Source organism: Pectobacterium actinidiae, assembly GCF_000803315.1.
Classification (GTDB): domain Bacteria; phylum Pseudomonadota; class Gammaproteobacteria; order Enterobacterales; family Enterobacteriaceae; genus Pectobacterium; species Pectobacterium actinidiae.
Genome location: NZ_JRMH01000001.1, coordinates 2,650,683 through 2,663,308, shown reverse-complemented (window position 1 = coordinate 2,663,308; position 12,626 = coordinate 2,650,683). Strand labels below are relative to the sequence as shown.

Below are 12,626 nucleotides of genomic sequence, written 5' to 3'. Positions count from 1 at the left end.
TTACGGTGCCGCAATCAGGAAGGATTTGAACTGTGGCGTCATTACCGCGCTAAAGCCCTTATCCGTTTTGGTAATCAGATAAACTGCCAGCCCTTGCTGCTCCGCCAGCTTCAACGCCTTCTCCGTTCCCAACACCATCAAACCGGTATCCCAGCCGTCCGCTTCTAACGCCGTTGGGGCAATCACGGTTGCAGAAACCAACTGATGAGTAATCGGTCTGCCCGTCTCGGGATCGATAACGTGAGAATAGCGCTTGCTGTCTTCCTCAAAATAATTCCGATAGCTGCCGGAAGTGCTGATTGCATAACCCTGCAAATTTACTGCCGCCTGTGCTGCATTTTCCTGGTCAGTTGGCTTCTGAATCGCTACCCGCCACGGCGTACCCTCGGCGTTCACCCCTCGGCTGGAAATCGCACCGCCGACGGAAACCAGATAATTGGTGATCCCTTTACGCGTCATGAGCTGCGCGAGAACGTCTGCGCCGTACCCTTCACCCAATGTGGAGAGATCGACATACAAATCAGGAAGGTCTTTCTGAATCCACTCGCCTTTTTCGTCACCGATCAGTTTCAGGTGGCGCAGCCCGACATGTTGCCGTGCTACATCGATCTGCTGTTGGCTGGGGATCCGCGTAGGCTGCTTCTGCGGGCCGAACCCCCAGAGATTCACCAGTGGGCCGACGGTGATATCCATCGCGCCGTGAGTGGCTTTACCGATACGCAATGCGGCCAGAATGATATCCGCCATGCCATTGCTGATGGGCTGTGGATCTGTTCCCCGATACTGATTAAAACGCGACAGTACTGAATCATCACGATAGGTAGAAATGTCGTTATTGGCCTGTTCGAGCAGCGCGTCAATTTCCCGTTGTAGCTGCGTTTTATCTTCGCTGATGTCGCCGCTGATTTTTACGCTGTAAAACGTTCCCATGGTTTTGCCTTCAATGGTCAACAGCGGTCGTTGTGTCGTCGGTGCTGGATTATCGCAGGCTGCCAGAAGGCTGAATAAGCCACAGAGTAGCAATATCTTCGCGGCGCGAGGCATCATGAAAAACTCCTGAAAAACTGAACTGAGGATAGGCAGACAGGAGAGTAACAAAAAAGGGATGAGGCGTAATTGAATGGAAGACAAATGAAAGGAAAAAAAAGCCCATCTCAGGGGATGGGCAAAGACTACACACAGCAATTCGTTACTAACTCTGACGAGGAGGAAACCTCATTGACAAACAGTAGGTTAATACTAGCTCCGTTATTAATCCTATGGATTATGCGCTATTCAGTCATTAAGAATCATCCTAATAGTTAATTGTTTTTTAAGAGTTCACCTGTCAGCGTTTTTATATTGTCAATAATATTGATGCATTAGAGAAATGATATCAAAATTTTTAGGACTAATCCCCAAGAATAGAGGGTTAATCATTAGCTAATTTTACCTATTGAGAAAGTAGGGGAATAATAATGCTGAAAAATAGTGTCGAAAATAGTACCGAAGAAGCAATGGCGGAAGGGGGGAGGCGTAGGCGGCGCACCGCCCACGCGAAGATAAAACACTGATTGCTGGTCTTACTTTTTATTTGGTGTGTTGGATGTATTAACGGAGAGGATGTTTTGCGGTTCGGGGATTTCGCGCATCCAGGCAAACAGCAGACGATAGGAAACCGCGAGGACGACCGGGCCAATAAATATCCCAATCATACCAAAGGCCAACAACCCGCCAATCACACCAGAAAGAATCAGCAGCATAGGAAGATCGGCTCCCATTCTGATTAAGACCGGGCGAATAATATTATCGATTGTGCCAACGAAGCAGCTCCATACCAGCAGGATAGTGCCCCAGGTGGTATCGCCCGTCCAATATAGCCAGATAATCGCAGGGATAAGTACCGGAAGAGGCCCCAACTGCGCCAGGCAACATAGGAACATCAGAACAGTTAATAGTGTGGTGTAGGGAATCCCGGATAGCCCCAGACCAATTCCGCCTAAGACCGATTGCACGATGGCCGTTACCACCACACCCAGTGCGACGGCACGAATCGACTGCGCCGCCAGAATCACGGCGGCATCACCGCGCTCCTGTCCCAACCGGATAGCGAAATGTCGTACGGCCTTCGCAACGGCTTCCCCCTTGTAATAGAGCAGGGCGCTAAAGATCAGCATTAGGGAGCAGTGCATTAGAAAACGCCCGACATGCGCAGCCTGTGCGACCAGCCAGGTCGCGGTTTTACCAAAATAAGGTTGCACCTTGGCGAACAAACCGCTGCCGCCGCTTTGCAACAGCGTCTGCCAGCTGTTGAATAATTTATCACCGACTAAAGGGATTGACGTCAGCCACTCCAGCGTTGGCGGAGAAAAATTTTCCTGTCTGGCTCCCCAACTCATTAGCGCCGAGCTGTTATCCACCACACTGCTGACAAGAACGGCAATCGGGACAATAAATAGCAGGATAAGCAGCAGCGTCATGACAAGAACAGCCAGAGAACGTCGCCCCCATAATAGCGCCTGAAATTTAATCAGCATCGGCCAGGTGGCAATGACCACCATACATGCCCAGGCGAACCCCAGAATAAAAGGCTGCACCACCCAAAAACAGGCAATAATCATGATGGTAATAAACACCAGACTGAACAGGATTCTGGCCAGGTCAAATCGTGGTGGTTGAGAATATTTGCTCAACGAATGGTTCCTCAATAGCAAAAGAAAAGGCTGAAGGTGAGGTGGTTTGGGTGAAGTGATTTAATCACAATGTCATCATGAGATATTTCTAAGTGTTTTGACAGCTTGTTGAACATTTTGTTGGTGAAACTACGGTTAGCCAACACGCTGTATGTTTTTGCCGATCCGAGAGCGCACACGATTGCGAAATGTGATAAAACGTCATGTCCCCGATGAAAGGGCGGCTATATCAGGTATATCACGACATATTGGCAAACACATCATGTACGGACAGGGTCAAAAAATAATGATCCCACAGATCACACAATCTCCCGGGCTGGTCCAGCCGGTGCTTAATTTTCTGGAAGCATTGAAGAAAAATGGATTCACGGGCGATACGGCGACCAATTATGCCGATCGTCTGACGATGGCGACGGATAACAGCATTTATCAACTTTTACCGGATGCGGTGGTTTTCCCCCGCTCAACCGCCGATGTGGCGATCCTCTCGCGGCTGGCGGGTGAGACGCGTTTTTCAGGGTTGACCTTTACGCCACGTGGTGGCGGAACAGGAACGAACGGTCAGGCGTTGAATCGCGGCATCGTGGTCGATATGTCGCGTTATATGAACCGCATTCTGGAGATCAATCCTGAGCAGGGATGGGTACGCGTCGAAGCTGGCGTCATTAAAGATCAGCTTAATCAGTACCTGAAGCCTTATGGCTATTTCTTCGCACCTGAACTGTCGACCAGTAACCGAGCGACGCTGGGCGGTATGATCAATACCGATGCATCAGGGCAAGGTTCGCTGGTGTACGGTAAAACCTCAGACCATGTACTGGGGCTGCGTGCGGTTCTGCTGGGCGGCGAAATGCTGGATACGCAAGCGATGTCGGTCGAGCTGGCAGAGAAACTGGCGTTAGAAGATTCCACCCTCGGTCGCATTTACCATACGGTGCTGCACCGCTGTCGCGAACAGCGTGCGTTAATTATTGACAAGTTCCCTAAGCTGAACCGTTTTCTGACGGGTTATGACCTGCGCCATGTATTCAGCGACGATCTCCGTACCTTTGACCTGACGCGTATTCTGACCGGGGCTGAAGGCACGCTGGCGTTTATCACCGAAGCGAAGCTCGATATCACGCCGCTGCCGAAGAGCCGTCGTCTGGTCAATATCAAATACGATTCCTTCAACTCAGCGTTGCGCAATGCGCCATTCATGGTAGAAGCGAAAGCGCTGTCGGTTGAAACTGTAGATTCCAAAGTCTTAAACCTTGCCCGTGAAGATATCGTCTGGCATTCCGTCAGCGAACTGATTACCGATGTGCCTAATCAGGAAATGCTCGGCCTGAACATCGTTGAGTTCGCGGGGGATGATGAAGCGCTGATTAACGGGCAGGTCGACGCGCTCTGTCAGCGACTGGACACGCTGCTGGAGACCGGTGAAGGCGGGGTGATTGGTTACCAAACCTGTAATGACCTTGCCGGAATCGAACGTATTTATGCCATGCGGAAAAAAGCTGTCGGGCTGCTGGGTAACAGTAAAGGGCTGGCAAAGCCGATTCCGTTTGCAGAAGACACCTGCGTGCCGCCACAGCATCTGGCGGATTACATCGAAGAATTCCGCGCGCTGCTGGACAGCCATAACCTGACATACGGCATGTTCGGCCATGTGGACGCTGGGGTGCTGCACGTTCGTCCCGCGCTGGATATGTGCGACCCGCAACAGGAAATGCTGATGAAGCAGCTTTCCGACCAGATTGTCGCGCTGACGGCCAAATATGGCGGTCTGCTGTGGGGTGAGCACGGTAAAGGTTTCCGCGCCGAATATAGCCCTGAATTTTTTGGGCCGGAGCTGTATACCGAGTTGCGTCGCATCAAGGCGGCGTTCGACCCTGATAACCGACTTAACCCTGGAAAAATTTGTGCGCCGCTGGATGTGGATGCGCCGATGATGAAAGTCGATGCGGTCAAACGCGGCACGTTTGATCGCACGATCCCACTGACAGTGCGTACCGCGTTCCGTGGTGCGATGGAATGTAACGGTAACGGACTGTGTTTTAACTTTGATGCCCGTAGCCCAATGTGTCCGTCGATGAAAATCAGCGGCAACCGTATTCATTCGCCGAAAGGCCGTGCGACGTTGGTGCGTGAATGGTTACGCCTGCTGGCGGAGCAGGGCGTCGATCCGGTTGCTTTGGAGAACGCCTTGCCGCAGCAGAAGCTGAGCCTGCGTGCCTTTATCCAGAAAACCCGCAACACCTGGCAGGCGAAGCAGGGTGACTACGATTTCTCACATGAAGTTAAAGAGGCGATGTCGGGCTGTCTGGCGTGCAAAGCCTGTTCAACGCAGTGCCCTATCAAAATTGACGTGCCCGGTTTCCGTTCCCGTTTCTTACAGCTTTATCACACGCGCTATCTGCGCCCGGTTCGTGATTATCTGGTGGCGGGTGTCGAAAGCTATGCGCCACTGATGGCACGTAGCCCGAAGACGTTTAACTTCTTCCTGAAAATGCCGCTGCTGAATAACCTGAGCCGCAGCCAGATTGGTATGGTCGATTTGCCCTTACTGTCGTCGCCGTCGCTGCGTCAGCAGTTTGCCGGGCATAGCGGTGTCAACACCACGCTGGAACAGTTGGAACAGTTGCCGGAAGCGGCGCGTCAGCAGTATGTGTTGATCGTGCAGGATCCATTCACCAGCTATTACGATGCGCAGGTAGTGGCCGATTTTGTCCACCTGATCGAAAAACTGAAGTTGAAACCGGTTCTGCTGCCGTTCTCGCCGAACGGAAAGGCGCAGCACATTAAAGGCTTCCTACAACGTTTTGCCAAAACGGCGTCGAAGACAGCAGACTTCCTGAACCGCGTAGCCAAACTGGGGATGCCGATGGTGGGTGTCGATCCGGCGCTGGTGCTGTGCTATCGCGACGAATACCGTGAAATTCTGGGTGAGAAACGTGGCGATTTCCAGGTGCAACTGGTGCATGAATGGTTGGTAACGGCGTTGGCAGATAGCACGCCGCAGCCTGCCACCGGCGAATCTTGGTATCTGCTGGGGCATTGTACGGAAACCACGGCGTTGCCGATCAGCACTAAACAGTGGTCCGATATTTTCTCGCGCTTTGGCGCAAAGCTGGAGAATGTCAGCGTCGGGTGTTGTGGCATGGCGGGAACCTATGGGCATGAAACCAAAAATCTCGCCAACTCGCAGGGCATCTATGCGCTGTCCTGGCAGCAGGTGTTGCAGAAGTTACCGCAGAAACGCTGCCTGACCACTGGCTATTCGTGTCGCAGTCAGGTGAAACGCATGGAAGGCAGTGCGTTGCGCCATCCGCTACAGGCCTTGCTGGAGATTCTCTGATGCTGTGGAAACGACAGATTACGCTTGAACAGCTTAATCAACAGAGCCAAACGTGTATGGTGGGTCATGTCGGTATTCGTTATACCCATATTGCGGATGATGTTCTGGAAGCGGTGATGCCAGTGGACTCTCGCACGCGTCAGCCATTTGGCCTGCTGCACGGCGGCGCGTCCGTCGTGCTGGCAGAATCGCTGGGTTCTGTGGCGGGTTATCTGTGTTCTGAAGGCGATCAGCAGGTGGTAGGACTGGAGATCAATGCCAATCACCTGCGAGCCGTACGTGAAGGTGAGGTGCGGGGCGTGTGCCGCGCGCTGCACGTTGGCCGTCGTAGCCAGGTGTGGCAGATTGAGATTTTTGATAATCAGAATCGCCTGTGCTGTATTTCACGTCTGACGACATCGGTCATTACGCCATAAACATAAGACACGAAACCAGGCTGCTGGCGGGTCTGGTTCCGTTGTTCTGGGAAGATGAGAAAACATTGCGCTTCAGGGGAGAAACGGTACGCGCTTAACAAAATCCGTCTGAAACGCGGTGGCTTTATCCCATGAACCTTGCATGCTCAACTGATGGCAAATCGACTTCAGCGTATTACGGGCAAAGTAGTAGCTTTGCACGCGAAAGAGGTGGCAACGCCCTTCATTATTAATCTCTTTAATCAACCGATTGTGCAGCTTGACCAGCGCATGCAGATAGCTGTCGTCATCGCCATTTCTCAGACAGAGTTCAACCATGTCCATGCAGGCGTTATGATAGCGACGTAAATGGTCAATATTGCTTCCTGGACGGTTCAGGCGAGCTTCCGCCATATAAAAATCAACGGTGGCATCGCGGATCTGAAATTTATATTCGTCAATTTGGTGGTGCAGCCAGGCATTCACGGAAAGCATGGTTATCGATCCTGAATATGAAATGATAATCATTATCATATTGATAAAAAAGGCCATGATCAATGGGCAAAATGTGTTTTTAACGTCAAAAGTATGATCGGAAATCATATAAATCTTCATATACCTTCCCTGTTTTACAAATAGGTATCGCCGATAAATGTTATAATAATGATAACGAGATGATAATTTTCACCTTCCCGAAAGAGATAAGGGTGATGCTGTTAATTCATTTATTATCAATTGGTTAGTTGATTTTTTGCCGCGTTGTTTGGCGCGTCAGAGACGTGTAAAATAGCGCTATTGGCTCGCTAAAAACCGAAATGTTACGAATAGCCCTGCGAAACAAGAGGTTGAAGCTAGTTTCATTATCACTAACATTAGGGGAAACCAGCCTAAAACTGGTACCACACGCAATGAGGTATTCCATATGCAAGCGGAAAATGTAGGGACGTTTTCACTGGATGAAAATGTCTGGCAAGGACTGACGCTGACAGATAGTGCCGTGAAGCAGATTAAGAATCTGGCGAAGCAGAATGAGGCCGTGCAAGGACTGCGTCTCAGCGTTAAACAATCAGGCTGTGCGGGGTTTGGCTACGTGCTGGATCTGGTACAGGAGTTCGAAACCGACGATCTGGTTTTCGAACGTGATGGTGCAAAACTGTATGTCCCACTGAAAGCGATGCCTTTCATTGACGGCACAGAACTTGATTTTGTCCGTGAAGGGCTGAATCAGATATTCAAGTTTAATAATCCCAGAGCGCAGCATGCTTGTGGATGTGGCGAAAGCTTTGGCATTTAAGTGATGAAAAATTATGGCACGTAGCACGGTAGATGTACCTGATGATGTCCAGATCTGGATGGGTGATGGACGCTATAAAGAAGGTTTCTTCACGCAGTTGGAAACCGATGAGTTGGCGCACGGCATCAACGAAGATGTCGTACGGGCGATCTCGGCGAAGCGTAACGAACCTGAGTGGATGCTGGAATTCCGTCTCAACGCCTACAAAGCGTGGCTGGAGATGGAAGAACCGCATTGGCTGAAAGCCCATTACGAGAAACTGGACTATCAGGACTATAGCTATTATTCCGCGCCTTCCTGCGGTAACTGCGATGACAGCTGCGGCTCTGAGCCCGGCGCTAAGCAGCAATCCGGGATTACGGACGTGAATAATTATCTGACCAGTGAAGTAGAGAATGCGTTTAATCAGCTGGGTGTTCCTGTTCGTGAAGGCAAGAAAGTGGCGGTCGATGCCATTTTCGACTCCGTATCCGTGGCGACCACGTATCGGCATGAGCTGGCTGAAAAAGGCATTATCTTCTGTTCATTCAGCGAGGCGATTCAGGAACATCCTGAGCTGGTGCGTCAGTATCTCGGTACGGTGGTACCGGCGAACGACAACTTCTTTGCGGCGTTGAACTCGGCGGTCGCCTCTGACGGCACGTTTGTGTACATCCCGAAAGGCGTGCGCTGCCCGATGGAACTGTCGACGTATTTCCGCATCAACGCGGCGAAAACCGGTCAGTTCGAGCGTACGATCCTGATCGCCGATGATGACAGCTACGTCAGCTACATCGAAGGCTGCTCCGCGCCGGTTCGTGACACCTACCAGTTGCACGCCGCCGTGGTGGAAGTCATCATCAACAAGAATGCCGAAGTGAAATATTCCACGGTGCAGAACTGGTTCTCCGGTAAAGATGACGCCGAAGGCGGGATTCTGAACTTCGTGACCAAGCGCGCGCTGTGTGCAGGCGAGCATTCAAAAATGTCATGGACGCAGTCAGAAACGGGTTCAGCGATCACCTGGAAATACCCGAGCGTTATTCTGCGCGGTGATTACTCCGTCGGCGAATTCTTCTCTGTCGCGTTGACCAACGGTCGTCAGCAGGCCGATACCGGCACCAAGATGATCCACATCGGTAAAAACACCCGTTCGACCATTATCTCTAAAGGGATTTCCGCCGGACACAGTGAGAACACCTACCGTGGTCTGGTGAAGATCATGCCGAGCGCGACCAACGCCCGTAACTTCACCCAGTGTGACTCTATGCTGATCGGCAGCGAGTGTGGCGCGCACACTTTCCCGTATGTGGAAGTGCGCAACAATACTGCGCAGCTGGAGCACGAAGCGACGACCTCGAAAATTGGCGAAGACCAGCTGTTCTACTGTCTGCAACGCGGTATCAGCGAAGATGATGCCATCTCGATGATCGTGAACGGATTCTGTAAGGACGTCTTCTCTGAATTGCCGCTGGAATTCGCGGTAGAAGCACAAAAGTTACTGGCGATTAGCCTGGAACATAGCGTGGGTTAATTCGGCGGTTACCGGGATTTTCACAGACGAATAATGAGAATCATCGGTCCCGGAATTCATTAAGCGCTCGCCACATTGAGCGTTGGAAGGAATAAGCATGTTAAGCATCGAAAATTTAAAAGTCAGCGTAGAAGGCAAAGAGATCATCAAAGGGCTTAATCTCACTATTAAGCCGGGTGAAGTCCACGCGATTATGGGCCCGAATGGCTCAGGAAAGAGTACGCTCTCCGCGACGCTAGCGGGACGTGAAGAATATGAAGTGACCGACGGCTCTGTCAGCTTCAAAGGGAAAGATCTGCTGGAGTTGGCTCCAGAAGATCGCGCGGGCGAAGGCGTCTTCATGGCGTTCCAGTACCCTGTCGAGATCCCCGGCGTCAGCAACCAGTTCTTCCTGCAAACCTCCGTTAACGCGGTACGTAAATACCGCGAGCAGGAACCGCTGGATCGCTTTGACTTCGCCGACTTTATCGAAGAGAAGATCAAGCTGTTGAATATGCCGGAAGACTTGTTGACCCGTTCGGTCAACGTGGGCTTCTCCGGCGGCGAGAAGAAGCGTAACGACATCCTGCAGATGGCGGCGCTGGAGCCGGATCTGTGCATTCTGGATGAAACTGACTCCGGGCTGGACATCGATGCATTGAAAATCGTCTCTAACGGCGTGAATTCCCTGCGCGACGGCAAACGCTCGTTCATCATCGTCACGCACTACCAGCGTATTCTTGATTACATCAAACCGGATCACGTCCACGTTCTGTATCAGGGACGTATTGTGAAATCGGGTGATTTCTCGCTGGTGAAACAGTTGGAGGAGCAAGGCTATGGCTGGCTTACCGACGAGCAATAATGTGACGAACGACAACGCGACGGGTAAAACCAGCATCGCCCAGAAGCAAGAGCAGGCGCTGCAACAATGGCATGGCCTGTTTGAGCGTGATGCGTCGCGTCGTTCTGAAGATGCAAACCAGCACTGGCAGGACGTGATACGTCTTGGCTTACCGCACCGTAAGCATGAGCACTGGAAATACACGCCGCTGGATGGTTTGCTGAGCAACGAATTTGTCGCGCCACAGGCACCGTCTCTCGATCGTGCAGCGGTAGATGCCTTGGCATTAGCCGTGGATAGCTGGCGTCTGGTGTTTGTCGATGGCGTATTCAATGCCGAACTCAGCGACAGCGTCTGGGGCCCTTATCAGGTTGACGTACAGGCGTCGCGTGCGCGTGGCGTGTTGCCCGCGGCCATCCAGTCTGAAGTGTTTCTGCACCTCACCGAAAGTTTGGCTAGCACGAGTACGCTGATTCGTCTGGCTGCCGGACAGCAGGCGGAAAAACCGCTTTACCTGTTGCACATCAGCAGCAGTCAGGCGGCCGCGTTGAACACGGCTCACCATCGTCATCATCTGAACGTTGAGCGTGGCGCGAGCGCGGAAATTATCGAGCACTATGTCAGTCTGGATGAGCATGCGCACTTTACTGGCGCACGTCTGACGGTGAATGCGGCGGAAAATAGCCAGGTTAGCCACTATAAACTGGCGTTTGAAGCGGCTGCGGGTTACCACTTTGCGCATAACGATCTGGTTCTGGCGCGTGATGCCCGGGTTCGCAGCCACAGTTTTCTGCTGGGAGCGGGGCTGACGCGTCATAACACCAGCGCTCAGTTGAACGGCGAAGGCACGAATCTGTCCATGAATAGCCTTATTCTGCCTGTCGGTAGTGAAGTGTGTGATACGCGAACGTATCTTGAGCACAATCAGGGCTATGGCGAAAGTCGTCAGTTGCATAAGGTCATCGTCAACGATCGCGCCAGAGCGGTGTTTAACGGCATGATCAAAGTTGCGCCGCACGCGCTGAAAACTGATGGGCAGATGACCAACAACAACTTGTTGCTGGGTCGACTGGCTGAAGTCGACACCAAGCCGCAGTTGGAAATTTACGCAGATGATGTGAAATGCAGTCACGGTGCCACCATTGGCCGCATGGACGAAGAACAGCTGTTCTATCTGCGTTCCCGCGGTATTACGCAGCAGGATGCGCAACAGATGATCATCTTCGCCTTTGCGGCGGAAGTCACAGAAGCGATTGAAAACGAGTCTCTGCGAGATGTGGTTCTGGAACGTATCGCGCAGCGTTTGCCTAACGCGCTGGCGAATGCCGGCAAGGCGGTATGATGAGTTATCCTATTGAACGGGTTCGCGCCGATTTCCCGTTGCTGGCAAGTGAGGTTAACGGTCAGCCGTTAGCCTATCTTGATAGCGCGGCGAGTGCGCAAAAGCCGCATTCGGTTATCGATCGCGAAGCTGAATTCTATCGTCATGAATACGCCGCGGTGCATCGCGGCATTCATACGCTGAGCGCACAGGCGACCAGCACGATGGAAGCCGTGCGCGAAAAGGTGGCGTCCTTTATCAATGCCGCCTCAGCAGAAGAGATTGTTTTTGTTCGCGGGACGACGGAGGCCATCAACCTGGTGGCTAACAGTTATGGCCGCACCTTCATCCAGCCAGGCGACAACCTGATCATCACCGAGATGGAACACCACGCGAATATCGTTCCCTGGCAGATGCTGGCGGAAGCGCGTGGCGTCGAGGTTCGCGTATTGCCGTTGGCCGAAGATGGTTCGCTGGATGTTGCTCAGCTTCCCGCATTGCTGGATGAACGTACTCGTTTGCTGGCGGTGACGCAGATCTCTAACGTACTTGGTGCGCTGAATCCGGTAAAAGCCATTGTCGCGCAAGCAAAAGCGGCGGGCGCGGTCGTGTTGGTTGATGGCGCGCAGTCGATTATGCATCAGCCTGTCGATGTGCAGGATCTGGACTGTGATTTCTTTGTCTTTTCAGGCCATAAGATCTACGGCCCTTCGGGTATTGGCGTGCTATACGGCAAACGTGACCTGCTTCAGGCCATGCCGCCGTGGGAAGGCGGCGGGGCGATGATTCGTCAGGTGAGCCTGCGTACAGGCACCACCTATGCCGATTCGCCGTGGCGCTTTGAAGCGGGATCGCCTAACACGGGCGGTATCATAGGCTTAGGCGCCGCGTTGGACTACGTGACGGCACTGGGGCGTGAAGACATTCAACGTTATGAATCCTCGCTGATGCAGTATGCGCTGGAAGCGTTAACGCAGGTGCCCGATCTGACACTGTACGGCCCTGCTGAGCGTCACGGCGTGATTGCGTTTAACCTTGGGCAGCACCATGCCTATGATGTCGGAAGTTTCCTCGATCGGTACGGTATTGCGATTCGCACCGGCCACCATTGCGCGATGCCGCTGATGGAACACTATGGTGTTCCCAGTATGTGCCGCGCCTCGCTGGCCGTTTATACTACACGCGAAGAAATTGACCGGCTGGTTGCCGGATTGCAACGTATCCATCGATTGCTGGGCAGTTAAGCGCCGCGCGCTGATCTGTTCGGG

Annotated in this window: 10 protein-coding genes and 1 other RNA gene; 7 read left to right on the top strand and 4 right to left on the bottom strand. The window is 52.5% G+C overall.

Going from position 1 to position 12,626, the window contains the following annotated elements:
• The 3 genes from apbE to ydiK all read right to left on the bottom strand — a co-directional run bounded on the left by apbE (position 1) and on the right by ydiK (position 2,672).
• Positions 1-1,047 carry an FAD:protein FMN transferase ApbE gene (gene apbE, locus KKH3_RS11310; protein WP_039359511.1) on the bottom strand — a complete coding sequence of 349 codons (1,047 nt, stop codon included), beginning with the start codon at positions 1,045-1,047 and terminating at the stop codon, positions 1-3.
• Positions 1,048-1,137: 90 nt separating this feature from the next.
• Positions 1,138-1,249: antisense sRNA RprA (gene rprA, locus KKH3_RS21740), an RNA gene on the bottom strand.
• A 313-nt stretch (positions 1,250-1,562) separates the two neighbouring features.
• A complete protein-coding gene (gene ydiK / locus KKH3_RS11305; RefSeq protein WP_039359508.1) occupies positions 1,563-2,672 on the bottom strand; it encodes an AI-2E family transporter YdiK in 1,110 nt (369 codons plus the stop codon).
• A 286-nt stretch (positions 2,673-2,958) separates the two neighbouring features.
• On the opposite strand from ydiK, the gene ydiJ reads away from it, so the two are divergent.
• Together ydiJ and menI are read left to right on the top strand one after the other, a co-directional pair.
• Positions 2,959-6,012 carry a D-2-hydroxyglutarate dehydrogenase YdiJ gene (ydiJ, locus tag KKH3_RS11300; protein WP_039359505.1) on the top strand — a complete coding sequence of 1,018 codons (3,054 nt, stop codon included), beginning with the start codon at positions 2,959-2,961 and terminating at the stop codon, positions 6,010-6,012.
• A complete protein-coding gene (menI, locus tag KKH3_RS11295; protein ID WP_039359503.1) occupies positions 6,012-6,428 on the top strand; it encodes a 1,4-dihydroxy-2-naphthoyl-CoA hydrolase in 417 nt (138 codons plus the stop codon). Before ydiJ ends, menI begins: the two co-directional genes overlap by 1 nt.
• Before the next feature lie 72 nt (positions 6,429-6,500).
• On the opposite strand, the gene KKH3_RS11290 is transcribed toward menI, so the two are convergent.
• On the bottom strand, positions 6,501-6,902 hold the full coding sequence (locus tag KKH3_RS11290; protein ID WP_015840662.1) for a hypothetical protein: 402 nt from the start codon (positions 6,900-6,902) through the stop codon (positions 6,501-6,503).
• A gap of 427 nt (positions 6,903-7,329) precedes the next feature.
• Here KKH3_RS11290 and sufA point away from each other — a divergent pair, with 427 nt between their 5' ends.
• From sufA to sufS, 5 genes are all read left to right on the top strand, one after another.
• Entirely contained in the window at positions 7,330-7,701 is a 372-nt protein-coding gene (gene sufA, locus KKH3_RS11285) for a Fe-S cluster assembly scaffold SufA (protein ID WP_039351732.1), read from the top strand.
• Positions 7,702-7,714: 13 nt separating this feature from the next.
• Positions 7,715-9,214, top strand: coding sequence for a Fe-S cluster assembly protein SufB (gene sufB, locus KKH3_RS11280; protein ID WP_039359500.1), 1,500 nt, complete (start codon positions 7,715-7,717; stop codon positions 9,212-9,214).
• 97 nt (positions 9,215-9,311) lie between these two features.
• The gene (sufC, locus tag KKH3_RS11275; protein ID WP_039359497.1) at positions 9,312-10,058 is read left to right on the top strand and encodes a Fe-S cluster assembly ATPase SufC; all 747 of its coding nucleotides are present in this window, start codon (positions 9,312-9,314) and stop codon (positions 10,056-10,058) included.
• Positions 10,033-11,379 (top strand): Fe-S cluster assembly protein SufD, encoded by a 1,347-nt coding sequence (gene sufD, locus KKH3_RS11270; RefSeq protein WP_039359494.1) that lies wholly within the window; start codon positions 10,033-10,035, stop codon positions 11,377-11,379. Before sufC ends, sufD begins: the two co-directional genes overlap by 26 nt.
• The gene (gene sufS / locus KKH3_RS11265) at positions 11,379-12,602 is read left to right on the top strand and encodes a cysteine desulfurase SufS (protein ID WP_039359492.1); all 1,224 of its coding nucleotides are present in this window, start codon (positions 11,379-11,381) and stop codon (positions 12,600-12,602) included. Before sufD ends, sufS begins: the two co-directional genes overlap by 1 nt.
• The last annotated feature ends 24 nt before the right edge of the window (positions 12,603-12,626 follow it).

What these genes read in the sequence shown, in the direction of transcription:
- menI (WP_039359503.1), top strand. Translation starts at nt 6,012, where the DNA reads ATGCTGTGGAAACGACAGATTACGCTTGAACAGCTTAATCAACAGAGC.
- sufS (WP_039359492.1), top strand. Translation starts at nt 11,379, where the DNA reads ATGAGTTATCCTATTGAACGGGTTCGCGCCGATTTCCCGTTGCTGGCA.
- sufC (WP_039359497.1), top strand. Translation starts at nt 9,312, where the DNA reads ATGTTAAGCATCGAAAATTTAAAAGTCAGCGTAGAAGGCAAAGAGATC.
- sufB (WP_039359500.1), top strand. Translation starts at nt 7,715, where the DNA reads ATGGCACGTAGCACGGTAGATGTACCTGATGATGTCCAGATCTGGATG.
- KKH3_RS11290 (WP_015840662.1), bottom strand. Translation starts at nt 6,902, where the DNA reads ATGCTTTCCGTGAATGCCTGGCTGCACCACCAAATTGACGAATATAAA.
- ydiJ (WP_039359505.1), top strand. Translation starts at nt 2,959, where the DNA reads ATGATCCCACAGATCACACAATCTCCCGGGCTGGTCCAGCCGGTGCTT.
- sufD (WP_039359494.1), top strand. Translation starts at nt 10,033, where the DNA reads ATGGCTGGCTTACCGACGAGCAATAATGTGACGAACGACAACGCGACG.
- apbE (WP_039359511.1), bottom strand. Translation starts at nt 1,047, where the DNA reads ATGATGCCTCGCGCCGCGAAGATATTGCTACTCTGTGGCTTATTCAGC.
- sufA (WP_039351732.1), top strand. Translation starts at nt 7,330, where the DNA reads ATGCAAGCGGAAAATGTAGGGACGTTTTCACTGGATGAAAATGTCTGG.